This is a genomic window from Microcoleus sp. Z1_A1 (genome assembly GCF_036700305.1).
GTDB lineage: Bacteria > Cyanobacteriota > Cyanobacteriia > Cyanobacteriales > Microcoleaceae > Microcoleus.
The window spans coordinates 13,041-33,591 of record NZ_JAUBOR010000034.1; the positions used below are offsets into that span (position 1 = coordinate 13,041).

Genomic DNA, 20,551 nt, shown 5'->3' on the forward strand with positions numbered 1-20,551 from the left:
ATGTTCAATTAGGATGCACCTGCGTGCAGTGCCCAATCTTCTTTTTTTCTAACCTTGGCGTTGTTTGTGTTTCGGGTTAGTGCATATCACCATCACTCGACCGCGACGGCGGATGACGCGACATTTCTCACAAATTTTTTTGACAGATGCTCGAACTTTCATCTTTCTTCCTGCCTGGAGAACCCCGCTCTAGCGGAGAACAGGCACGCTGGGACTGCCCGTAGAGCGGTGGGAGGAGAGGCTGGGCAAGGTGTAGACCTCTCCTCGATTAAATTGTATAAAGTGCGGGTTGTTTCATGAAGGAGCCCGCTTGCACCCACTCCCATTGCTGGGTAAAGTTCGCCTGCGCCAGAGTGGTGGCGAGCGATGTTTTTACGGTGTAACAATGACTTAACCCGATACACCGGTAGGTTGTTGACGCCCTTCTCGGCAACACTACAAACGTAGCATTATAGCATAAATTTGAAGCTTTTTACCAAATTCTCTCTAAATTAAACTTAGAATTAGTTTTTAGAAAGTTTTATCTAAGCCTATTTTTTCCGAAGGCGATATGTAATCCTGCCTTTGGTCAAGTCATAGGGAGTCAATTCGACTTTGACGCGATCGCCAGGCAGAATTTTGATGTAGTTGCGGCGGATCTTGCCGGAAATGTGAGCCAGCACGTTAAACCCATTATCTAGGTCAACGCGAAACATCGCATTGGGCAGGGATTCCGTCACTGTCCCTTCCATTTCAATTAAATCTTGCTTAGACAATTTGGTATTTACCTCAACTCTACATTTGATTAACTAGGAGTGTCCCGGCGTGAGCCTCAAAACCTATTTACTGGTAGGAGTCCAACGGGAACGGGGGGCAATAATTAGGGCGCCTCGATCGACTTTAATACTCAACCAACCGCTTGTTTTAGCTTTACTTGAGTAAAGTTGTGGCAATTAGTATCGAGTTCAATCCGGTCTCTAGCAACCCTCACAAAACCTGATAGCACAAAAAGCTCCTAGTTAACATATCTTAGCAAAAGCTTGTGAGTAACAAGCTGTATTGAGAGGGTTCAAGAGTCGATCGAGAGAGATTGTTGCAGTTCTGCGGTGACTAATTCCATTGCTCGATCGCCATCAACCGCAACTAACTGTTGACGGCCGCTGTAAAAATCAATCAAAGGCTCAGTTTGCTCGCGATAAACTTGCAACCGACGGCGGATCGTCTCCTCATTGTCATCCTGCCGGCCCCGCGACAGCAGGCGAGACACCAAAATGTCGTCAGGAACGTCGAGATTAACAGCTTTGAGACCACATTTTGGGTTCGATGTACTCCCCTCGGCACCGCTAAGCTCGTGCAGCAGTTTGTCTAAAAAAGTTGCCTGGGTAACAGTGCGGGGAAAGCCGTCGAGAATCCAGCCCGCATTAGCGTCCGGTTCATTCAAGCGTTCCTGCACGATATCCATCAGCAATTGGTCGGGAACCAACTCACCCCTGTCCATGTAGGCTTGCGCCTTTAGACCCAAGGCAGTTTTCGCCACCACGCAGGCGCGCAGGATTTCGCCGGTAGAAATGTGGGGTATTTTCCAGAGAGCGCCTAATATCTGAGCCTGAGTTCCCTTTCCCGCCCCTGGAGGCCCCATGAAAATAAATTGCATTACGATTACTTCACCATTCCTTCATATCTCTGGGAGATGACGTAAGTTTGAATTTGCTTAGCAGTTTCGATCGCGACACCTACTAGAATCAGTAGGGAAGTTGCGCCAAAACCTCTAAAAGTTTGCACTCCGATCGCGCTTTCTACAGCAGTTGGTACAATGGCCACCAGACCGAGAAAAATCGCTCCCAAGAAAGTCAAACGGTTCAAAACCTTCTCCACATAATCACTCGTTTTCTGACCCGGACGAATTCCCGGAATGCTAGCGCCCATTTTTTTCAAGTTCTGAGACATATCTACGGGGTTGACAATCAACGAAGCGTAGAAATAGCTGAAGAATAGAATCAAAGTCAGATAAAACAGCGCGTAAGCCCAAGGGGCTGGGCCGTTCGGACTCAAAACATTAGCAACTTGAACCAAAAACGGGTTATTGAGAGACTGAGCGAGGAAAGAAGGCACAATCAACACCGAAGATGCAAAAATAATCGGCATCACTCCGCCTTGATTCAAGCGCAGGGGCAGATAACTCCGGCTCTCCCGATAAACTTTGCGGCCGACTTGGCGCCGGGCAGAGATAATCGGAATGCGGCGAGTACCTTCCTGAACAAAAACAATCCCGACAATCGTCACCAAAAAGACCAGCAGTAGAACGACTACGCGGCCGACAACTTGCGTGTCCCCACTTTGAGCCAATTCAAAAGTTTGTCCCAAAGAGCGTGGCAATACCGACACAATATTGATAAAAATCAACAACGAAGCTCCGTTCCCGATACCTCGTTCCGTCACCACTTCCGATATCCACATCACAAACATTGAGCCGGCTGTCAGAGCCAAAGCAGTTTCTGCTATGAATAAAGGCGCTGGAGATTGAGCAAAAGGGCTGACCCAAATCGCAATGCCAATACTTTGCAGAATTGCCCAGCCCAATGAAACGTAGCGAGTAATTTGAGAAATCTTGCGCCGCCCCGCTTCCCCTTCATTTTTTTGCAAGTCTTCTAAGCTTGGCAGAGCCGCAGTTAGAAGTTGCACAATAATTGAAGCATTAATGTAGGGCAAAATCCCCAACGCGAAAATCCCCAAAGCAGACAAGCCGCCTCCTGAGAACAAATCCAGAAAGCCAATTAAAGGGCTATTTTGGACGTTTTGGGCAAAGGCGACTCGATCGATGCCGGGGACTGGCAAGTGGACACCCAGGCGTACTAAAATCAGTAAGCCAACGGTTACGAGGATGCGGCCTCGCAAACCAGCAGCTTGAGCCATCTGCATGAACGTCTCTTGTGCAGTTGGCGCTTTCTCTCTACTAACGTCCATAGTTACGATTTTGGATTTTAGATTTGGGATTTTCGACTAAATCATTTTCTGATAGCAAGCTTGAGGATTTGAGATTTGGACAGACTCTCAAACCTCAAATCTTCACGCAACTAATTCGCAACTTCCGCCTGCAGCTTCAATTTTGGTGCGAGCACCTGCGGTAAAAGCCGAGGCGCGCACTTGCAAAGGTACATTCAGTTCGCCATCTCCTAAGATTTTCAGCGGCCCGTCGTCTGTGGTGACAATTTTTGCTTGGATCAGAGAGGTGAGAGTAACTTCGGTGTTTGCTGGCAGCGATGCTAATTTACTTACATTAATGGTAGTGTACTCTTTCCGGTTCACTAGAGGGAAGCTTTTCAACTTGGGGAGACGGCGGTAGAGAGGATTTTGACCTCCTTCAAAACCGGGTCTAGTGCCGCTACCGGCTCTAGATTTTTGACCGCGCATCCCTTTGCCGGAGCTCGCGCCTTGACCGGCAGAAATACCTCTGCCCAAGCGTCGGGGGCGCTTTTGGGAGCCTGCTTTGGGTCGGGCGTCTTGCAATCTCATAGTTTTAGTAATTGGTAATTGGTAATTGGTATTTAGAGAGGGGGTACGCAGTAGTTTTGAGTGCGTGAGTTTTGAGTTGCGGATTTTTTTATTTTCACCGCAAGCACTTAACACTCAAAACTTACAGTTTCCCATTCTCGCGTGCCCTAACCGTAGAGATTTTCTACTGGAATTCCGCGCTCTTGAGCAACTTCGGACAAGGTGCGGAGGGTGGAGAGGGCATTGACTGCGGCTCGGGCGTTGTTTAAGGGATTTCCAGAACCTAGCTGTTTGGCTAAGATGTTGCGGACTCCTGCTAGTTCGAGAACAGTTCGCACTGCTCCCCCTGCAATTACCCCGGTTCCTGGAGCGGCCGGCCGCATCATCACTTTAGCTCCGCCACCGTCACCGTTGATGGGGTGAGGGATGGAGTTAGATTTGGTGAGGGGGACTTCAATTAGGTGCTTTTTGCCGTCAGCGACGCCTTTTTTAACGGCACCGATTACGTCGCTAGCTTTGCCGACTCCTACTCCTACTTGACCGCGTTCGTTGCCGATAATGACTATGGCGCGGAAGCTGAGTTTTTTACCACCTTTGACTACTTTGGTAACGCGCCGAATCTGAACAACCCGTTCTTGCCATTCGGATTCTTTTTCGCGCCCTTTGTTGTTGCTGCTGCTTTTTTTCTTGTTGCGCTGTTCTTTTTGTTCTGCCATAGTTTTGTTCTTTGGGAATTGGGGATTAGTAACTGGTAGTTGGAAATGAGAAATTAACAATTAGGAATTAAGAATTTTGTTGTATATTCTTTTTTCCTTCTTCCTTCTTCCTTCTTCCTTCTTCCTTCTTCCTAAAAGTCTAACCCCGCTTCGCGAGCTGCTTCTGCGAGGGCTTTGACACGACCGTGATAGAGGTTGCCCCCGCGATCGAATACGACTTTGACTATGCCAGCGCTGGAACAGCGTTTGGCAATCAACTGACCGACTTGCACGCTCGCGGAACAGTTGCCGCCAGAACTGAGAGTTGACTTCAATTCGGGATCGAGGGTTGACGCGGAGGCCAAAGTGTGCTGGGCGGTGTCGTCGATGACTTGAGCGTAGATGTGCTGATCTGAGCGAAATACCGCTAGTCTGGGACGTTCGGCGGTGCCGAACACCTTGCGCCGAACACGGCGGTGTCTGCGCTGGACTGATTCTTTGCGAGTAAGCTTCATTGTTACTTCTTACCTGTTTTGCCTGTTTTACCAGCTTTGCGCCGGACAACTTCGCCGCTGTAGCGAATGCCTTTGCCCTTGTAGACTTCGGGCGGACGCACCGCGCGGATGCGGGCTGCTGTATTGCCTACGAGTTCTTTGTCAATGCCGGAGACAATGACGTTGGTGTTGCCTTCAACTGCCATTGTGATGCCTTCTGGAGGGGGCATTTCAACGGGTTTGCTGTAACCGACGTTTAAAATCAGGTTCCGTCCTTGAACCTGTGCCCGATAACCTGTGCCGATAATTTCGAGACGCCGCTGAAAACCTTCTGATACACCTTCGACCATGTTGGCGACGAGGGTGCGGCACAAGCCGTGCAGTTGTCTGGCGACGCGAGATTCGTCTCGGCGGGTAACGAGTAAAGTCTCGCCTTCAATTCCCATGAGGATTTCGGCTGGGATAACTCGGGAAAGTTCACCTTTAGGGCCTTTGACGGCTACTTTTTGACCGTCTAGGGTGACGGTGACTTTCGTGGGGATGCTAATCGGACGCTTGCCAATTCGCGACATAGTTTTTTGGTCCTTTGTTTTTAGTTATTAGTCCTTGATTATTAGTGCTTAGTTATTAGTCCTTAGTGATTGATTTTTGAGTCTGTTGCCAACGACCAGTGACTAATGACTAATGACTAATGACTACCAAACATAACAAAGCACTTCACCGCCCAAACCTTGGCGTCGAGCTTCTCTATCCGTCATAATGCCGCTGGAGGTGGAAATAATGGCAATGCCAATTCCGCCTAATACTCTGGGCAATTCTTTACGGTTCGAGTAAACGCGCAGTCCTGGTTTGCTGACTCGCTTAAGTGCCGTGATAATGGGCTTGCGAGTTTTACCTTTGTACTTTAGAGAAAGCACTAAATGTCGCTTGACCCCTTCTGCTTCTGCTTCTTCAAATTCGCCGATGAAGCCTTCACTTTTGAGGACTTGGGCGATGCTGCGGGTCATTTTTGTAGCTGGAATTTGCGTTGTTTGGTGGCGCGCCATGCAAGAATTGCGAATGCGCGTCAACATATCTGCTATGGTATCGTTAGCTGCCATCTTTTGCTTCTTACTCTAGTGCTTAGTTGTCCCGGAACGGCATTCCCATTTCTTTAAGCAAGGCGCGTCCTTCTTCGTCGGTGTTTGCTGTGGTGATAATTGAAATGTCCATGCCTCGAATTTGATCGATGCGGTCATATTCTATTTCTGGAAAAATTAGCTGTTCTCTCAGACCCAAGCTGTAGTTGCCGCGCCCGTCGAAGCTTTTGGGGCTGATGCCGCGGAAGTCGCGGATGCGGGGAAGTGCGAGGTTGATCAGCCGATCGAGAAAATCGTACATCCGATCGCCGCGCAGCGTCACCATAACGCCGACGGGTACTCCTTTGCGGATTTTGAAGCCTGCGATCGCTTTTTTCGCCCGCGTCACCACTGGTTTTTGACCGGTGATGATGCCAATTTCGTTGATCGACGAATCCAGTGCCTTAGCGTTTTGAGATGCTTCTCCCAAACCGCGGTTCACTGTGACTTTGACGAGTTTAGGAACCTGATGGATATTAGTATATTTAAACTGATCCATCAGTGTGGGAACGATTTTTCCTTGATAAAGAACTTTGAGTTTGTCCGGCATAGTTTTTGTGTTTCGTTAACTGTCCCTGGGCTTGGTCAGGGAATTATTAGTTGTCAGTTGACTGTTGTCAGTTGTCCGTTGACTGTTGTCCGTTGACTGTTGTCAGGAAAGCATTTGTCTAATGACTAATGACTAAAGACTAATGACTAATTATCGATGATTTCTCCAGTTTTTTTGAGCTGTCGCAGTTTCCGACCGTCTTCGCTAAATGTATAGCAAACGCGGCTAGCTATTTTTTCTTTTTCGGAATAGTGCATGACATTGGAGCTGTGAATGGGAGCCTCAAACGTGAGTATTTTCCCGGACTCTCCCTCTTGCTGGGGCTTGACGTGCTTTGTTCTGATGTTTACACCTTTAACAATTACTTTGCTGACTTTAGGATATGTCTTTAAGATTTCTCCGACTTTTCCTTTCTCTTTGCCAGTAATTATTTGCACGGTGTCGCCTGCTTTGACGTGCATTCTGTAGCGCTGCGGCTCGCTAGTTGGTTTACCCTTTTTTCCGTACATTTTAAAGTACCTCCGGGGCTAAGGAAACGATTTTAGTAAAGTTTTTGTCGCGCAGTTCGCGGGCGACGGGGCCGAAGACGCGAGTGCCTTTGGGGTTGCCGTCTACGTTGATAATAACGGCGGCGTTATCGTCAAAACGAATGCTCATGCCACTGTCGCGGCGCAAACCTTTGCGGGTTCTGACAATGACAGCCCGAACGACATCTGATTTTTTGACGGCCATATTGGGGATGGCGTCTTTGACGACGGCAATGATGACATCGCCGACTCCGCCGTAGCGACGGTTGCCGCCTCCCAATACGCGGATGCACATCAGTTTGCGGGCTCCGCTATTGTCGGCGACATTGAGGTATGTCTGGGGTTGAATCATGGTGATTGTTGACTGTTAACTGTTGACTGTTAACTGTTGACTGTTAACTGTTGACTGTTGACGGCTAATTGATTAATCAAGTACCGATCGGGCGAGCGCGAGATCGCAATTAACTCTTAGCCGTTTTTTGTCCCAAAAATCTCAGCAACCGTCCAACGTTTGGTTTTGCTCAGTGGGCGAGTTTCAGTGATGCGGACGCGATCGCCGGATTTGCACTGATTTTCTTCGTCGTGAGCTTTGTACCGCTTGGTGCGGACTACGATTTTGCCGTATTTGGTGTGGGAGGAGCGGTTTTCGATTGCTACCACGACGGTTTTATCCATCTTGTCGCTGACTACTACGCCAACTCGTTCTTTAATTGCCATAGCTACCTATTTTTGTTGTGCAATTGACTTGTTTTTAGCTACTGTGCGAGCCGAGGCTAGGCTGCTGCTCACTCTGGGCTGACTTCTGGGCTGGGAGCAGAATCTGCTGTTTCTTTAGCTGGGGCTGATTTTGCTGCAGCTTCTTTCTCAGCAAGGATTTGGCGCTCGCGTTCAACTGTCATCAATTGAGCTAGCCGGTGTTTGGCGTGCTTGAACAGGTGAGGCTTTTCCATGCGGCCGGTAGCTTGCTGGAGCCGCAATTCCATTAGTTGGCGCTTGACGGCTAAAATTTGCTCTGCTACTGCAGCATCGCTTAATTCTCTAGCTTCTTTAATCTTGGTCAAAGACATAATTGTGTGCTTTATCGTTAGCGAGCGGTATGACAGAAGACAGAATTGTCTCGCTTGGCTGAAGGTCGAAGGAAAGAAAAGTTATGAAAGCCAGATTTTAAAATGCTGTAGCCGTTTAAAATGCTGATTAATACAGACCTAATTCTACCTTCGCTCTTCGCTATGACTGGTCTTCTTCGCGAGTGATGAACTTGGTTTTAATTGGTAATTTGAAAGATGCCAAACGCATTGCTTCGCGGGCAGTTTCTTCACTTACGCCGCCAATTTCAAACATTACCCGGCCCGGTTTGACCACGGCAACCCAAAACTCTGGTGAGCCTTTACCAGAACCCATCCGGGTTTCTGCTGCGCGCTGGGTGACTGGTTTGTCGGGAAAAATGCGAATCCAGATTTTGCCACCCCGACGGATATAGCGGGTCATGGCGCGCCGTCCGGCTTCTATTTGGCGGGAAGTGATCCAGGCGGGTTCGACGGCTTGGAGCGCGAAGTCGCCAAAGCTAACTGTGTTGCCGCGGGTGGCAACACCGCTCATTCGCCCGCGCTGTTGTTTGCGAAATTTGGTTCTTTTAGGGCTTAACATGGCGAAAGGGAGTTGGGTAATTGGTAATTGGTAATTGGTAATTGGTGATTGCTAATTGCTAATTGGTTTGGAACAACTGACAATTAACAAGTGACAACTAACAGTTAACAATTAGCTAGCCTTCGTTCGATCGATCTTCAAAGTTCTGGCGGCGGCGCTTTTGTTTGGTACGGGGCACTGCGGCATTTGGTGCTGCCTCTTGTTCCTGTCCGGGAATAATTTCACCTTTGAAAACCCAAACTTTAATGCCCAGAATACCGTAGATGGTTTGAGCAGTGCAGTAAGAGTAGTCGATGTCGGCCCGCAGCGTGTGCAAGGGGACTCTTCCTTCGCGCGTCCATTCGGTACGGGCAATTTCTGCACCGTTGAGGCGTCCGCTGACTTGAATTTTGATGCCTTGGATGCCGACTTTTTGGGCGCGGGTGATTGCTTGGCGGACTACTCGGCGGAAGGATACGCGCCGTTCTAGTTGCTGAGCGATGTATTCTGCGATCAATGTGGCATCGGCATCTACTCGCTGAACTTCGACGACGTTGATGCGGATTTGGCGGTTGCTACCGAGTTGCTGCTGCAAACCGACGCGCAAGGTTTCGATGCCTGCTCCGCCGCGGCCTACGACAACGCCTGGTCTGGCTGTGAACACTTCTAGGTCGATTTGATCGGCTTTCCGCTCAATTTTGACCGATGAAATACCGGCATTGCTGAGGGTTTTACGAACGTACTTGCGAATTTTATAGTCTTCTTGCAAGAGTTCTGGATAGTTTTTGGGATCGGCAAACCAGCGAGAGCGGTGCTCTTGGGTAATGCCGAGGCGAAAACCAATTGGATGTATTTTTTGGCCCATAATAGTTGATGAGTTAATTGGTAATTGGTAATTGGTAATTGGTAATTGGTAATTGGTGATTACCCATTTTTTTCAACTTTAAGCTGTTTATTACCTCTTACGTTTTTCCCTGGTTTAGTTTTCTACGAGCGGAGCTACTACTACGGTAATGTGACAGGTTGGCTTGCGGATTTGGTAGGCGCGACCTTGAGCGCGGGGTCTAAAGCGTTTGAGGACTGGGCCTTGGTCTGCGTAAGCTTGAGACACTACTAGCTTGGATTTATCCAATCCTGCGTTGTGTTCGGCGTTTGCTACTGCCGATCGCAAAACTTTGACGATTGGTTCGCAGGCGCGGTAGGGCATGAATTCGAGTAAAATCAGCGCTTCTTGGTAGCTTTTGCCGCGAATTTGGTCGAGGACTCGGCGCACTTTGAAGGGGGATGTCCGGATGTAACGGGCGATCGCCTTAATTTCGGATGTGGTATCTATAACCATTTCGATTTGGGTAATTGGTAATTGGTAATTGGGAAAAAGGTAATTGGTAATTGGGAAAAAGTTTGTCCGATTACCTATTACCTGTCACCTAATTCGGCTATCTTTTTGCCTTTTTATCACCACTTTTCGCGTGACCTCTAAAGGTGCGAGTGGGGGAAAATTCTCCGAGTTTGTGACCTACCATTTGGTCGGTGAGGTAGACGGGTACGTGCTGTCTGCCGTTGTGAACGGCGATCGTGTGACCTACCATTTGGGGCAGGATTGTGGAAGAGCGCGACCAAGTTTTAATTACTTGTTTTTGGCCGGCGGCGTTGAGTTTTTCGATTTTTGTCATCAGATGATCTGCGACAAAGGGGCCTTTTTTTAGCGATCGAGACATGATTTTTTTAGTAATTCAGGAGTCATTAGTCAGCTTTCAGCAGTCATTGGTCATCAGTCCTCAGTCATTAGTTAGCAGTTAATAACTAAGCACTGAAGACTGCTGACTGATGACTAGCTTTGTCTGCCGCCCTTGCCGCGTTTGGAAGCTTTGCGGCGGCGCCGGACTATTAAAGCGTCGCTGCGCTTGTTTTTGCGTCGAGTTTTTGCACCCAATGCTGGTTTACCCCAAGGAGTGACAGGCCCCGGACGTCCGATGGGAGCTCTGCCTTCGCCACCGCCGTGCGGGTGGTCTACCGGGTTCATGACGCTACCGCGAACGGTGGGTCTGCGACCTTTCCAGCGGGTGCGGCCTGCTTTGCCGAGGCTGATGTTTCTGGCGTCGGTGTTGCCGACTTGACCGATGGTGGCGTAGCAGTCGGCGCGGACTTTGCGCTGTTCGCCGGATGGCAGTTTGAGGGTGACGTAGCTACCTTCTTTTGCCATTAGCTGAGCGCTGGAGCCGGCGGAGCGAACGATTTGTCCGCCTTTTCCGGGTACTAGCTCGACGTTGTGGATGCTTGTACCGAGGGGAATGTTCTTCAGGGGGAGGGCGTTACCGATTTCGATCGGCGCGTCTGGGCCTGAGACAATTACTGTACCGACGTTTAAGTTGAGCGGGTGCAGGATGTACCGTTTTTCGCCGTCTTTGTAGAACAGGAGGGCGATGCGGGCGTTGCGATTGGGGTCATATTCGATCGCCTTGACGGTAGCGGGAATGCTGTGTTTGTCGCGGCGGAAGTCGATGTCTCTATACAGCCGTTTGTGACCGCCTCCCCGGTGGCGACAGGTGATGACGCCTCGGTTGTTGCGGCCTTGTTTGGTGTGCTTGTTGCTGGTTAGAGACTTTTCTGGCTCTGATCTGGTAATTTCAGCAAAGTCCGAGACGGTTTGTTCTCGGGTGCTGGAGGTATAAGGTCGGTAAGAACGGATGCCCATAATCGATCTATTTTAGATTTTGGATTTTGGATTTTGGATTTGACGTTTATCGATTTTAGATTTTAGGTTGAAGATTGGCGATATTTGGTTAACTTACGAGTTTTCTGGTTCGAGAATTTCCACCAGTTAACCGCAATTTAAAATCTAAAATCTAAAATCTAAAATCCAAAATCGTCTAGACTTCTGGGAATAGGAGTTTGCGGATCGAGTCTCCGTCGGTCAGAGTTACGGTTGCTCGCTTGTAACAAGGTTTAAAGCCGACGAATTTGCCAACTCGACGCTTTTTGCGCGGCGGGTTTTGGGTGTTGACGCCGATGACTTTGACCTTAAATAGTTCTTCGATTGCAGCTTTGATTTGAGGCTTCGTCGCTTTGGGAGCTACGTCGAATGTGAATTGATTTAATTCCATCATTCGGGTAGCTTTCTCGGTGAGAATCGGACGCTGGATCAAATCTGCGTAGTCGCGGGGGTCGATTTTACTCACCGTAAATCTCCTGAATTTTAGCTATGGCTGTAGATGTGACGATAATTTTGTCAGCCGCGAGAACGTCGTAAACATTCAGGGAGGTTGCCAAGATGACGTTTACTAATTCGATGTTGCGTCCGGATAAGTAGACGTTTGGTTGCGGTTCTGGCAAGATTAACAGAACTTTTGTATCGGGTTCGATGCCCCAGCGGGCGATCGCACTCAGCAATTCTTTGCTTTTCGGTCTCGGAAATTGCTCTGCAAATTCTTCAACCACAATGATGTCTTCGGTGCGACTTTGGAATGCTGTCCGCAAAGCGAGACGGCGTTCCTTTTTGTTCATTTTGACTTCAAAGTCTCTCGGTTTTGGCCCGAAGATGACACCGCCGCCCCGCCACAGCGGAGAACGGATTGAACCTGCTCTGGCTCGGCCGGTGCCTTTTTGACGCCAGGGTTTGCGGCCACCGCCTCTGACTTCCGATCGAGTTTTGGTGCAAGCATTTCCTTGACGGGCATTATTCAGTTGCCGCGTCAATGCTCTGTGAACGATGTGAGACGCATTTTCTTCTTTGGCTACGCGCAGTTCTAAAGTTGTTTCCCCAACTTCTTCGCCTTGCCAATTTCGCACTACACAATTAACCATATCTTTTGTCCTTTGTCTGTTGTTAGTTGTCTGTTGTTAGTTGTCTGTTGTCTGTTGTCTGTCGTCTGTTGTCTGTTTTCAGGTCTTAGTTTTGGGTTCTTAGTTTTCAGCTTTTAGTTCTTAGTTATTGCTTGCTACTAACGACCAACCACTATCTACTGACTGCTGACTACTGACTAATGACTACTGACTAACGTCCTACTTTTTTCTCAGGCACAACATTGACTAAGGCGCCAGCTTTGCCGGGAACTGCTCCCTTAATTAGCAGCAAATTCTGCTCTGTATCCACCCGGACAATTGTTAGTTTGCGGACGGTGACTTGAACGTTGCCCATACGTCCTGCCATTCTTTTCCCAGGATAAACGCGACCGGGAGTAGTTCCAGGTCCGATCGATCCAGGCTCGCGGTGGTTCTTGGAACCGTGAGACATGGGGCCTCGTTTAAAGTTGTGGCGCTTTTGAAAACCTGCAAAACCTTTACCGATGCTGGTACCGATGACATCTACTATTTGTCCCGGTGTAAAGGTATCTGCTTTTAGTTGTTGACCTAATTCAAAGGAACTGGTGTCTTCCAAGCGGTATTCCTGCAAGTGGCGCAATGGATTCGCCCCCGACTTGGCAAGGTGTCCTAGTTCTGGCTTGTTGAGAGCCTTTGGTTTGACTTCGTTGTATCCAACTTGAACGGCACCGTAGCCGTCAGTTTGTTTGGTTTTGATTTGAGTTACTGTACAAGGCCCTGCTTGTATGACGGTGACGGGGATGGCTCTCCCTTGGTCGTCAAACACTTGAGTCATGCCTAGTTTAGTGCCAAGAATGCCTACAGACACGGATTTTCTTCCTTTTATTTACGCAAGAGGTTTCGGATTGCGAAATTTACGTCAATCCGCTTGCTCTTGTGCAGAAACATTTATTTCAGTGTTCCTGCAATTAACTGTTATCAACCAACAGCCTTCCTCGGTGTTTAAAATTTGAGTTTTAAATTTGGGAGCGAGCTTGTGGAAGTCTTGCAAGGGTTGAGATTCGCGGCTTTTTACCTGCTATATCTCCGAGTTTTGTCTCGGTCTTGCTTGTTTGCGCCAGGACTTGAGCAGCAAACCACTCAGTATCCTTTACGGCGACAATTCACAATAGTACATGAAGTGTTTGCCGTTTGTCAAGGCCGCGATGAGAATTTTTCGCCTCAACTTTAGGATTTATAATATTTCCAGCTCGCAAGCAGCGATCGACCAAATTTTGATACAGCAGGAAACACAATTTATGGGACTGATTACGACAGGATCTGATCTGATTCGGGATTTGGAAAAGTCGGGGTCGCTGGCCCTGTACGTTCCTTTAGAAGGAGGATTTGAGGGGCGCTACCTCCGCAGGCTGAGGGCTGCGGGCTACGGTGCGTACACGATTTCGGCGCGGGGTTTGGGTGATTTGGCGATGTATTTAACGGGGGTTCACGGCGTGCGGCCACCGCATTTGGGCAAGAAAACTACTGGCAATGAAGGGGCTGTGGGTTATACGTACTACGTGCCGCCGATGTTGAAAACTCAATTAGACAATTTGCCACCTAAAGCAAAAGGACTGGTGCTGTGGATTATTGAAGGGCAGATTTTGTCGAGTCAGGAGATTGAGTATTTGACTGTTTTGCCGACGTTAGAACCGCGAGTTAAAATAGCAGTTGAGATGGGGGGCGATCGAGCTTTTAGCTGGAAGCCACTTAAAGATGCTTTAGTTGCAGCTTAAATTCCGGTATTTGCGATCGCAAATCAACTAAAAAACGCAGCGAGCAACTAAAGCTCAACAGCTTCTGCTCGCTGGTTTTGATATTTTTGGAACTTAATTAACAGGAAAAATCTTATGCTTCAGAACCGCGATTATACCATCATTATTGACAAAAGCGGCAGTATGTACACAAAAGACCAGATGGGCGGTAAAAGTCGGTGGGCGCTCATGCAAGAATCGACGATCGCATTGGCGAATAAATGCGAAGAACTCGATCCTGATGGCATAACAGTTTATGTGTTTTCCGGTCGCTTCAAGCGCTACGACAACGTAACATCAGCTAAAGTCGTGCAAATTTTCCAAGAAAACGAACCTTCGGGAACTACGAATTTAGCGGCTGTTCTGCAAGACGCCTTGAACAGTTATTTTCAGCGCAAAGCATCCGGTAAGACTAAGCAAAATGGGGAAACAATATTAGTAGTGACGGACGGCGAACCGGACGATCGCAAAGAAGTGATGAAAACGATTATAGAGGCTTCCCGGAAGCTCGATCGAGATGAAGAGTTGGCGATTTCTTTCATTCAAGTAGGAAATGCGCCGGAAGCTACTAAGTTTCTCAAAATATTGGATGACGAACTGCAAAGCGCCGGGGCTAAATTTGATATCGTTGATACTGTCACGATGGATGATATTGAAGGAATGACCCTGACAGAGGTATTGCTGAATGCAATAACTGATTGAGGAGGCGGGCGAAGTTCACGCGATTATATTTGGGCTAGTTAGCCCAGCAGCATTTTTTAGGGGGGTTTAAGTTATGGAATCTATCGAACGCCTGTTAGGTGAACTTAAGGCAGAGTATCAAGCATCTCAAAAAAATGCTGAGTTGAAAACTCAGGCGCCGGTGCAAGCACAAGCGCCGGCAAATCCAACATTTAAAACATCAGATATAAATTTGTATGCTAGTCCTTTGGACAAGGATTTAGCTCAAATTAAGGCTGAGTACGAAGCGCAAAATAAAGCTCAAGAAGTGGCTTCACAGCAACCCCTTAAGGCTGAGCACGAAGCACAAAATCAAGCTCAGGAAGTAGCTTCACTGGAACCGCAGCCAGCAGAAAAAGTCGCGGTGCCGGAGTTGGACGTACAAACGCACAGACAGAAAGTTAGGCAAGCTCAGGTTTGGCTGAAAAAGTTGGATAAGAATTCCGATGAGGGATATTGGTTCGATCAGTTTGCTTTTAAGTATTCTTCGAGGATAGATGCGGCGATCGACTATTTGCAAGTGGTGAATGAGTTTGATTGATTGAACTACACCGTATTCATAATTTGTCAGGCCGTTTTTTGGTTAATTGCCATCTCTATTTGTTGTAAAGACACGGCAGTGCTGTGTCTTTGCAAAGGGTAAAATAAATATCATATCCTGTCTGATCGAGCGATTAAAAGGGCGGGTTTTTGAGATTGTCAATTATTGGCAGATATTTTTGGTGAACCCGCCCCTACCGTATTAGGGACCGGAAATAATATCCTGTGTATCACACGGGATTTAGGATACGGCACTGCCGTATCCCTACAAATTGCCAGCAAATAAATATCATTTATAGGGACACAGCACAGTTATTTCCTGTGGCTGCGACAACCACGGGAAGGATTGATCCTATACTAATTTTTTGGCAACAGATGTAGGATGCAACAAAAACAAAGCCGCCTTTTTTGCTGTATCTTCAGATAGCTGAATTTGTTTTAACTCAACAATACCTTCACTGATAAAAGTATCTCTCAAAGCAGCTTTTTCTCCGCTGTTAAAACTCGTTTCGTAAAACACTTCTCTAATGCCCGCCGCAATGACTAATTTCAAACAATAGATGCAGGGTTCTAAAGTGACGTAAATACTTGCCCCAGCAGTAGATATACCGTGTTTAGCAGCTTTGGCGATCGCATTTGCTTCCGCGTGAACCGCCCTTGATGGCAAAGTTTTGCTGGCGTCGCAACTACTCAAACCAGGATAGCAGAAGCCTTGAGTAGTACAGTGTGCCGAACCAGACGGCGAACCGTTGTAACCCGTTGCTAAAACTTGCCTGTTTTTAGTTATCACTGCGCCTACAGGAAAAGCCAAACAAGTCGATCGAGTAGCAGCCAATTTTGCTAACATTAAGAAGTATTCGTCCCAACTCGGTCTTTCTTCTTCTAGATTCATTTTCTATCCTGAATGTATTGGTTGCTGGTTTTCAGACACTCGGCCGCCTTTTGCAATTCTATTCCCAAATAACCAATATGATCGGGTTGGATGGCAGGGGAAGCCGCACAAATTTCTCGCACTAACTTGAGAGGGTTTTTTCCAGAATAACAGGTGACAACTTCGCCACTGCCGGGGGTGGTTTGCGTGACAACTATTTGATTGTCGGCTACTTCAACTAAAAAATTGCCTGCTGCATCGAAAAAGTCTCGATCTTCGCAGATTTTAGCATATTGGGTTTGAATTAGTCGATCGGCATTTTCAAAGGTATCGTCATACAAGTGAGCCGATTGACTCAGCGTTACCAACGGGCCCATCGTCAAATTATAATCGGAACGCCTCGCAATTTCATCTCGAATGTGCTGCTGCAAAGCCCGCAAACCCATGGCATTAGCCGGCCAAGCCGCAAACATATCGTTACTGCGGAGAGTTGCGGTTAGCGATATTTCACCGTCTACAACTCGCACCCAAATGTGATTTAAACAAGGGCTGCCGCTGTGCTGGTGGTCTGAGGAACCGTCAGCCCTTCTGTTAACATTTCCGCCTGCATCCCACAGACTAATTACAGCACTTGCCGCGTCAATTTCCTTAATTAGTTTGGTAATAACTTCTTCAATTTGATCTCGTCCAAACCACGACCGCATCCGCTGTGCGTAGGTATATTTAATGCCTTCGTTATACGGGGCATCTTCCAGCATTTGCGGTTTGTACTGTTCGAGGAAATCGCGGTCGATTGGTAAGTAATTCGGTTCGGGAAAATAGAACTCCGCAGGTTCATCTGTAATCACTGCCATTAAGTCGATTAATTCTTGCCACTGTCCGTCGTAACCAGTCGGCCGCAAGGTGCCGGTGGTCTTAATTCGGTGAATGATTTTTACCCATGTTTCGGCGATAGTTTTGCCTTCGATTCTGTGTCCGTATTTCTGGCCGGGGAGTACGGTGGGGACGATTTCGACTAGCGGAAAAGTTACGGGTTCTCCCCAGGGTTCAACAGATTCTTTTTCAGAAAAACACTTGACAAAAGTCACTGTTTCTGCTATGTTTTTTGCTTCTTTCCATTCTATTGAATGACGCAATAGTTCTAAGGCTTCTGCTGCTATTTCAATATCAATGTAGCCAAATATTGAAGATTTAATTAGCCAGCAATCTCTACCTGTATCGCTTTTGCCTGCTTCAAAGCCGTTACGAAAAAAGTCGATTAGGCACGCTGCGGCACCGGAGTTGCGGTCTTCTTTGGTAGCGTTGAGAATTACTAAAAAGCGGACGTGGGGATTGCACAGCAAGTTTCTAATTAAGAAGTTGATGCCGCGAGTAGGAGAGTATAGTTGTCCGATGACAGCAAATTCATTGGGTTGTAATTTTTTGCCGTTAGCGCTGCCCTTGGAAAGGATCGCACTTTTTACTGTCCAGCCGCTGACAATGGCTGTTTGCCCCGTTCCGCAAATTAATTGATTTGGTTTGTATAGGGGTTTGTACTCAAATTTATTGACGAGATTTGTGGCTGTCATGGCTTACCGTTTTTTGCACCGCGTACTACTATATCAATACTGCAGAATCTTTGATAATTTTGTTTGAACAAATTCCTCAAGCCAACAATTCACTCACAGCTACGCTAAAACCTGCAAGCACACTTTGAGTGTTAACAACTTCATCGGCATTAAACAACCGCCAGCGTTGCCCTGCATTGACAAATATTAATCTAGCTTCAGGAAACAGCAACCAAACTTCTAAACATCCCGATTCCAAATATTCCTGAGCTTTGGCAAATAACTCTTCGCCACTATCTTCGGGAGAAGCAACTTCCGCTATCAAAGGAAAACTTTGGGAAAAGGCTGTAAAATTGCCTGATTGTGGCAGCAGTTCAGGAGTAATGTAAGCAACATCGGGACGGCGACCCTGTTTGCTAGTGCGGCAAAGGACTTCTGTAACAACTTCTCCTCCCTGTCCGCTGGAATGTTTGTAATTTCTCCAGGATGTAGATAATTTAGCTTGAGCGAGACCGTGCTTGAATGTCATTCCTGTTTTCTCAACTAAGTTGCCGTCAACCCATTCCATTCTATCAGGAGGCTTGACTAAAAACTTTTCGAGAGATATGACTTTTTTAGTCTCAGATTGTGGCGGAATTTCTGCTACATTTTCTAATTTTTGCGGTAGTTCTTGGTCTGAGTTTTGGTCGCCACTGTTTGGTATAATTATAGTAGCTGTCATGCTATAAACATCTCTTTAACGATTATAATTTTACAAGCGATCGCTCTCGATCGCATTCGATGACATGATTGAACTTGGTAGATTTTGTCTTTTCAACTTAGCCCGACAATTTATATATCATAGCAATTCAGAAAGGTGACTTTCATGATTCTCTCAAACCGTTTTTCTGAAGCCCTCACCTATGGGGCCGAATTGCACGCTACCCAAGTTCGCAAAGGTTCCGGCGTTCCCTACATTGCCCATTTGTTGGGCACTGCTAGTATAGCTTTAGAATATGGGGCAAATGAAGATGAGGCGATCGCAGCTTTGCTTCACTCCGGCGATCGAAGATCAAGGCGGCGCCACCACCCGCGAAGCCATCCGCCACCGCTTTGGCGATACCGTCAATCGATTTTAGATTTTAGATTTTAGATTTTAGATTGAAGAATTGACTTGCGCGAGATAAATACGTTCGGCAAGTTTCATCAGATACAGGTTTTTTATTTCTGGACGGATGAATCACGTGGCGGGTATCCTGGATGCTTTCGGTAACAGCGATTGTAGACGGCTGTACCGACAGTGACGAGACGCCGAAACCCCCTTGGGGACAGCGAAAACAAGCTTATATCGATCGCATTTCTACAGCTTCTGCCTCAGTCAGATTAGTCTCGGCTGCTGATAAACTTTATAATGCTCGATCGATCCTGAAAGATTCCCGTCAATTAGGAGATACTGTTTGGGAACGCTTCAAAGGTGGCAAAGATGGTTCTCTCTGGTATTATCGTTCTTTAGTAGAAGCATTCCGCAAAGCTGAGTTAACGCCTATAGTGGAAGAATTAGACCGCACAGTTTTAGAATTAGAACAGTTTTCTGAAGGCTGAACACTGAAGGTAAAAATCACTAATTATCAATTACCAATTACAGTCACAAAATGGCAAATGTTCGCTTAGAAAATATTACCCGACGCTACCAAAACGTCACCGCGATCGAAAACATCAGCTTCAAAATCCCGGACGGGGAATTTTGGGTATTAGTCGGGCCCTCCGGCTGCGGAAAATCCACAATTATGCGGACAATTGCAGGTTTAGAAACCGCCACTTCCGGTAATCTTTACATCGGAGATAATTTAGTTAACAACATTCCGGCCAGACAGCGGGACGTTGCAATGGTGTTTCAAAATTACGCGCTTTATCCGCACATGACTGTCGCAGAAAACCTGGCATTTGGATTGCGGATGCGGAATGTTGACCCGACTAAAATTCAAGAACGAGTCGAAACAGTAGCCCGATCGCTCTCGATCGACCACCTCCTCAAGCGTAAGCCCAAACAGCTATCAGGCGGACAGCAGCAGCGGGTAGCACTGGGAAGGGCGATCGCCCGCGAACCGAAAGTATTTCTTTTAGATGAACCGCTTTCTAACCTCGACGCTCAACTGCGAGATGACACTAGAGCAGAACTCAAACAACTGCATCAACGGCTGGGAATTACCACAATTTACGTCACCCACGACCAAGTGGAAGCGATGACTTTAGCTGATAAGATTGTAGTCTTAAATGGGGGAAAAATTCAACAAATTGGAGACCCGCAAAGCATTTACGCCAAACCAGCTAACCGCATGGTTGCGACATTTTTAGGCAATCCCGCCATGAACATTTTGCCGGCAATTTATACTAACGACTCCTTTCAAGTAGGAGATCAATCTTTAGCCTGTCCGCCCTCGATTCAGAAAAAATTGCAGGCGAGAGAAGGACAAGGATTTGATTTGGGCATCCGTCCAGAAAATATAGAAATCTTTAGGCCACAAACAGTAGAAGAAGATGATTTGAAAAGCGATGTTTGGGCCTTAGAAAAAGTCCCCCTCGATCTAGAGGTAAAAGTAGTTGAACCTCTGGGGCGAGAAACTTTAATTCGGGCGAGTTTGCCGTTGTTGAGTGCTGAAACTACTGTACAGTTACAAATACCTGCAAGTGTTCGCTTGCGATCGGGCGATCGGCTAAAGGTACAGCTTGACTTCGATCGACTATTTATATTTGACCCTTCCACCGGTGAAGCGCTGTATCCTTAACGGGCTTGAACATGACTTACGCACGGGTAATCAGCCACCGGGGTTTTTTTAGTCGCCGTGCCTAAGTCCTCT

The 20,551-nt window shown here is 47.3% G+C and carries 30 protein-coding genes and 1 pseudogene; 6 read left to right on the plus strand and 25 right to left on the minus strand.

Translation table 11 applies throughout. The annotated features are described in order from the left end of the window. Window positions 1-48: 48 nt before the first annotated feature. The 22 genes from rpmJ to rplC all read right to left on the minus strand — a co-directional run bounded on the left by rpmJ (window position 49) and on the right by rplC (window position 13,111). The gene (gene rpmJ / locus QT973_RS20300; protein WP_015178722.1) at window positions 49-162 is read right to left on the minus strand and encodes a 50S ribosomal protein L36; all 114 of its coding nucleotides are present in this window, start codon (window positions 160-162) and stop codon (window positions 49-51) included. Between the two features lie 368 nt (window positions 163-530). Continuing rightward, window positions 531-755: a translation initiation factor IF-1 gene (gene infA / locus QT973_RS20305; RefSeq protein WP_006276978.1), complete on the minus strand. Its 225-nt coding sequence runs from the start codon at window positions 753-755 to the stop codon at window positions 531-533. Window positions 756-1,048: 293 nt separating this feature from the next. Next, a complete protein-coding gene (locus QT973_RS20310; protein ID WP_333209323.1) occupies window positions 1,049-1,633 on the minus strand; it encodes an adenylate kinase in 585 nt (194 codons plus the stop codon). Between the two features lie 5 nt (window positions 1,634-1,638). Then, window positions 1,639-2,943 (minus strand): preprotein translocase subunit SecY, encoded by a 1,305-nt coding sequence (gene secY, locus QT973_RS20315; protein WP_333057793.1) that lies wholly within the window; start codon window positions 2,941-2,943, stop codon window positions 1,639-1,641. Window positions 2,944-3,045: 102 nt separating this feature from the next. Further along, window positions 3,046-3,492, minus strand: coding sequence for a 50S ribosomal protein L15 (gene rplO / locus QT973_RS20320; RefSeq protein ID WP_006634984.1), 447 nt, complete (start codon window positions 3,490-3,492; stop codon window positions 3,046-3,048). Window positions 3,493-3,638: 146 nt separating this feature from the next. Next, a complete protein-coding gene (rpsE, locus tag QT973_RS20325; protein WP_190745441.1) occupies window positions 3,639-4,187 on the minus strand; it encodes a 30S ribosomal protein S5 in 549 nt (182 codons plus the stop codon). Window positions 4,188-4,318: 131 nt separating this feature from the next. Next, window positions 4,319-4,681: a 50S ribosomal protein L18 gene (gene rplR / locus QT973_RS20330; RefSeq protein ID WP_333057792.1), complete on the minus strand. Its 363-nt coding sequence runs from the start codon at window positions 4,679-4,681 to the stop codon at window positions 4,319-4,321. Between the two features lie 2 nt (window positions 4,682-4,683). Continuing rightward, window positions 4,684-5,232, minus strand: coding sequence for a 50S ribosomal protein L6 (gene rplF, locus QT973_RS20335; protein ID WP_333057791.1), 549 nt, complete (start codon window positions 5,230-5,232; stop codon window positions 4,684-4,686). A gap of 123 nt (window positions 5,233-5,355) precedes the next feature. Next, window positions 5,356-5,760: a 30S ribosomal protein S8 gene (gene rpsH / locus QT973_RS20340; RefSeq protein ID WP_190657976.1), complete on the minus strand. Its 405-nt coding sequence runs from the start codon at window positions 5,758-5,760 to the stop codon at window positions 5,356-5,358. A 22-nt stretch (window positions 5,761-5,782) separates the two neighbouring features. Next, window positions 5,783-6,328 carry a 50S ribosomal protein L5 gene (gene rplE / locus QT973_RS20345; RefSeq protein ID WP_006634989.1) on the minus strand — a complete coding sequence of 182 codons (546 nt, stop codon included), beginning with the start codon at window positions 6,326-6,328 and terminating at the stop codon, window positions 5,783-5,785. A gap of 146 nt (window positions 6,329-6,474) precedes the next feature. Continuing rightward, complete coding sequence (rplX, locus tag QT973_RS20350) at window positions 6,475-6,837, minus strand: 50S ribosomal protein L24 (RefSeq protein WP_333057790.1); 363 nt, start codon at window positions 6,835-6,837, stop codon at window positions 6,475-6,477. 1 nt (window position 6,838) lies between these two features. Next, window positions 6,839-7,207, minus strand: coding sequence for a 50S ribosomal protein L14 (gene rplN / locus QT973_RS20355; RefSeq protein ID WP_006634991.1), 369 nt, complete (start codon window positions 7,205-7,207; stop codon window positions 6,839-6,841). A 116-nt stretch (window positions 7,208-7,323) separates the two neighbouring features. Beyond that, entirely contained in the window at window positions 7,324-7,572 is a 249-nt protein-coding gene (rpsQ, locus tag QT973_RS20360) for a 30S ribosomal protein S17 (protein ID WP_006634992.1), read from the minus strand. A 68-nt stretch (window positions 7,573-7,640) separates the two neighbouring features. Further along, window positions 7,641-7,922, minus strand: coding sequence for a 50S ribosomal protein L29 (rpmC, locus tag QT973_RS20365; protein WP_333057789.1), 282 nt, complete (start codon window positions 7,920-7,922; stop codon window positions 7,641-7,643). Between the two features lie 160 nt (window positions 7,923-8,082). Continuing rightward, the gene (gene rplP / locus QT973_RS20370; protein WP_333057788.1) at window positions 8,083-8,502 is read right to left on the minus strand and encodes a 50S ribosomal protein L16; all 420 of its coding nucleotides are present in this window, start codon (window positions 8,500-8,502) and stop codon (window positions 8,083-8,085) included. A gap of 115 nt (window positions 8,503-8,617) precedes the next feature. Further along, window positions 8,618-9,346 carry a 30S ribosomal protein S3 gene (rpsC, locus tag QT973_RS20375; RefSeq protein ID WP_006634995.1) on the minus strand — a complete coding sequence of 243 codons (729 nt, stop codon included), beginning with the start codon at window positions 9,344-9,346 and terminating at the stop codon, window positions 8,618-8,620. 114 nt (window positions 9,347-9,460) lie between these two features. Next, window positions 9,461-9,820 (minus strand): 50S ribosomal protein L22, encoded by a 360-nt coding sequence (gene rplV / locus QT973_RS20380; RefSeq protein WP_006634996.1) that lies wholly within the window; start codon window positions 9,818-9,820, stop codon window positions 9,461-9,463. Window positions 9,821-9,917: 97 nt separating this feature from the next. Next, window positions 9,918-10,199, minus strand: a complete 282-nt coding sequence (gene rpsS / locus QT973_RS20385) for a 30S ribosomal protein S19 (protein WP_041623488.1) — start codon at window positions 10,197-10,199, stop codon at window positions 9,918-9,920. Between the two features lie 113 nt (window positions 10,200-10,312). Beyond that, the gene (gene rplB / locus QT973_RS20390) at window positions 10,313-11,176 is read right to left on the minus strand and encodes a 50S ribosomal protein L2 (protein WP_333057787.1); all 864 of its coding nucleotides are present in this window, start codon (window positions 11,174-11,176) and stop codon (window positions 10,313-10,315) included. 175 nt (window positions 11,177-11,351) lie between these two features. After that, on the minus strand, window positions 11,352-11,660 hold the full coding sequence (locus tag QT973_RS20395; RefSeq protein WP_006634999.1) for a 50S ribosomal protein L23: 309 nt from the start codon (window positions 11,658-11,660) through the stop codon (window positions 11,352-11,354). Further along, window positions 11,653-12,285, minus strand: coding sequence for a 50S ribosomal protein L4 (rplD, locus tag QT973_RS20400; RefSeq protein WP_190657994.1), 633 nt, complete (start codon window positions 12,283-12,285; stop codon window positions 11,653-11,655). The genes QT973_RS20395 and rplD overlap by 8 nt, the downstream gene beginning before the upstream one ends. A gap of 190 nt (window positions 12,286-12,475) precedes the next feature. Next, on the minus strand, window positions 12,476-13,111 hold the full coding sequence (gene rplC, locus QT973_RS20405; protein ID WP_190657996.1) for a 50S ribosomal protein L3: 636 nt from the start codon (window positions 13,109-13,111) through the stop codon (window positions 12,476-12,478). Window positions 13,112-13,541: 430 nt separating this feature from the next. Between rplC and QT973_RS20410 the strand changes: the two genes are divergently transcribed. From QT973_RS20410 to QT973_RS20420, 3 genes are all read left to right on the plus strand, one after another. Next, window positions 13,542-14,018: an NAD(P)H-quinone oxidoreductase subunit N gene (locus tag QT973_RS20410; protein ID WP_332978150.1), complete on the plus strand. Its 477-nt coding sequence runs from the start codon at window positions 13,542-13,544 to the stop codon at window positions 14,016-14,018. A gap of 114 nt (window positions 14,019-14,132) precedes the next feature. Next, window positions 14,133-14,738, plus strand: coding sequence for a VWA domain-containing protein (locus QT973_RS20415; RefSeq protein WP_333057785.1), 606 nt, complete (start codon window positions 14,133-14,135; stop codon window positions 14,736-14,738). A 73-nt stretch (window positions 14,739-14,811) separates the two neighbouring features. After that, a complete protein-coding gene (locus QT973_RS20420; RefSeq protein WP_333209328.1) occupies window positions 14,812-15,297 on the plus strand; it encodes a salt stress protein, Slr1339 family in 486 nt (161 codons plus the stop codon). 351 nt (window positions 15,298-15,648) lie between these two features. Here QT973_RS20420 and QT973_RS20425 read toward each other — a convergent pair whose 3' ends face one another. The 3 genes from QT973_RS20425 to QT973_RS20435 all read right to left on the minus strand — a co-directional run bounded on the left by QT973_RS20425 (window position 15,649) and on the right by QT973_RS20435 (window position 18,435). Then, on the minus strand, window positions 15,649-16,188 hold the full coding sequence (locus QT973_RS20425) for a dCMP deaminase family protein (RefSeq protein ID WP_333160370.1): 540 nt from the start codon (window positions 16,186-16,188) through the stop codon (window positions 15,649-15,651). After that, window positions 16,185-17,735: a thymidylate synthase gene (locus tag QT973_RS20430; protein ID WP_333233596.1), complete on the minus strand. Its 1,551-nt coding sequence runs from the start codon at window positions 17,733-17,735 to the stop codon at window positions 16,185-16,187. Before QT973_RS20430 ends, QT973_RS20425 begins: the two co-directional genes overlap by 4 nt. A gap of 76 nt (window positions 17,736-17,811) precedes the next feature. Further along, the gene (locus QT973_RS20435) at window positions 17,812-18,435 is read right to left on the minus strand and encodes a Uma2 family endonuclease (RefSeq protein ID WP_333057781.1); all 624 of its coding nucleotides are present in this window, start codon (window positions 18,433-18,435) and stop codon (window positions 17,812-17,814) included. A gap of 144 nt (window positions 18,436-18,579) precedes the next feature. Between QT973_RS20435 and QT973_RS20440 the strand changes: the two are divergent. The 3 genes and pseudogenes from QT973_RS20440 to QT973_RS20450 all read left to right on the plus strand — a co-directional run. Continuing rightward, window positions 18,580-18,817, plus strand: a pseudogene (locus QT973_RS20440) (HD domain-containing protein); the annotation flags it as partial. A 136-nt stretch (window positions 18,818-18,953) separates the two neighbouring features. After that, window positions 18,954-19,295, plus strand: coding sequence for a hypothetical protein (locus tag QT973_RS20445; RefSeq protein ID WP_445243067.1), 342 nt, complete (start codon window positions 18,954-18,956; stop codon window positions 19,293-19,295). A gap of 50 nt (window positions 19,296-19,345) precedes the next feature. Beyond that, a complete protein-coding gene (locus QT973_RS20450) occupies window positions 19,346-20,479 on the plus strand; it encodes an ABC transporter ATP-binding protein (RefSeq protein WP_333209331.1) in 1,134 nt (377 codons plus the stop codon). Window positions 20,480-20,551 lie beyond the last annotated feature (72 nt).

Excerpts from the sequence above, each read along its gene's own strand:
- rpsE (WP_190745441.1), bottom strand. The coding sequence starts at position 4,187 with ATGGCAGAACAAAAAGAACAGCGCAACAAGAAAAAAAGCAGCAGCAAC.
- QT973_RS20310 (WP_333209323.1), bottom strand. The coding sequence starts at position 1,633 with ATGCAATTTATTTTCATGGGGCCTCCAGGGGCGGGAAAGGGAACTCAG.
- rpsH (WP_190657976.1), bottom strand. The coding sequence starts at position 5,760 with ATGGCAGCTAACGATACCATAGCAGATATGTTGACGCGCATTCGCAAT.
- rplV (WP_006634996.1), bottom strand. The coding sequence starts at position 9,820 with ATGGTTATAGATACCACATCCGAAATTAAGGCGATCGCCCGTTACATC.
- rplO (WP_006634984.1), bottom strand. The coding sequence starts at position 3,492 with ATGAGATTGCAAGACGCCCGACCCAAAGCAGGCTCCCAAAAGCGCCCC.
- QT973_RS20415 (WP_333057785.1), top strand. The coding sequence starts at position 14,133 with ATGCTTCAGAACCGCGATTATACCATCATTATTGACAAAAGCGGCAGT.
- QT973_RS20420 (WP_333209328.1), top strand. The coding sequence starts at position 14,812 with ATGGAATCTATCGAACGCCTGTTAGGTGAACTTAAGGCAGAGTATCAA.
- rpsC (WP_006634995.1), bottom strand. The coding sequence starts at position 9,346 with ATGGGCCAAAAAATACATCCAATTGGTTTTCGCCTCGGCATTACCCAA.
- rpmC (WP_333057789.1), bottom strand. The coding sequence starts at position 7,922 with ATGTCTTTGACCAAGATTAAAGAAGCTAGAGAATTAAGCGATGCTGCA.
- rplB (WP_333057787.1), bottom strand. The coding sequence starts at position 11,176 with ATGGGCATCCGTTCTTACCGACCTTATACCTCCAGCACCCGAGAACAA.
- rplN (WP_006634991.1), bottom strand. The coding sequence starts at position 7,207 with ATGATTCAACCCCAGACATACCTCAATGTCGCCGACAATAGCGGAGCC.
- QT973_RS20435 (WP_333057781.1), bottom strand. The coding sequence starts at position 18,435 with ATGACAGCTACTATAATTATACCAAACAGTGGCGACCAAAACTCAGAC.
- QT973_RS20450 (WP_333209331.1), top strand. The coding sequence starts at position 19,346 with ATGGCAAATGTTCGCTTAGAAAATATTACCCGACGCTACCAAAACGTC.
- rpmJ (WP_015178722.1), bottom strand. The coding sequence starts at position 162 with ATGAAAGTTCGAGCATCTGTCAAAAAAATTTGTGAGAAATGTCGCGTC.
- rplR (WP_333057792.1), bottom strand. The coding sequence starts at position 4,681 with ATGAAGCTTACTCGCAAAGAATCAGTCCAGCGCAGACACCGCCGTGTT.
- QT973_RS20445 (WP_445243067.1), top strand. The coding sequence starts at position 18,954 with ATGCTTTCGGTAACAGCGATTGTAGACGGCTGTACCGACAGTGACGAG.
- rpsQ (WP_006634992.1), bottom strand. The coding sequence starts at position 7,572 with ATGGCAATTAAAGAACGAGTTGGCGTAGTAGTCAGCGACAAGATGGAT.
- QT973_RS20410 (WP_332978150.1), top strand. The coding sequence starts at position 13,542 with ATGGGACTGATTACGACAGGATCTGATCTGATTCGGGATTTGGAAAAG.
- rplE (WP_006634989.1), bottom strand. The coding sequence starts at position 6,328 with ATGCCGGACAAACTCAAAGTTCTTTATCAAGGAAAAATCGTTCCCACA.
- secY (WP_333057793.1), bottom strand. The coding sequence starts at position 2,943 with ATGGACGTTAGTAGAGAGAAAGCGCCAACTGCACAAGAGACGTTCATG.
- rplX (WP_333057790.1), bottom strand. The coding sequence starts at position 6,837 with ATGTACGGAAAAAAGGGTAAACCAACTAGCGAGCCGCAGCGCTACAGA.
- QT973_RS20430 (WP_333233596.1), bottom strand. The coding sequence starts at position 17,735 with ATGACAGCCACAAATCTCGTCAATAAATTTGAGTACAAACCCCTATAC.
- QT973_RS20425 (WP_333160370.1), bottom strand. The coding sequence starts at position 16,188 with ATGAATCTAGAAGAAGAAAGACCGAGTTGGGACGAATACTTCTTAATG.
- rplD (WP_190657994.1), bottom strand. The coding sequence starts at position 12,285 with ATGGTTAATTGTGTAGTGCGAAATTGGCAAGGCGAAGAAGTTGGGGAA.
- rplF (WP_333057791.1), bottom strand. The coding sequence starts at position 5,232 with ATGTCGCGAATTGGCAAGCGTCCGATTAGCATCCCCACGAAAGTCACC.
- rplP (WP_333057788.1), bottom strand. The coding sequence starts at position 8,502 with ATGTTAAGCCCTAAAAGAACCAAATTTCGCAAACAACAGCGCGGGCGA.
- rpsS (WP_041623488.1), bottom strand. The coding sequence starts at position 10,199 with ATGTCTCGATCGCTAAAAAAAGGCCCCTTTGTCGCAGATCATCTGATG.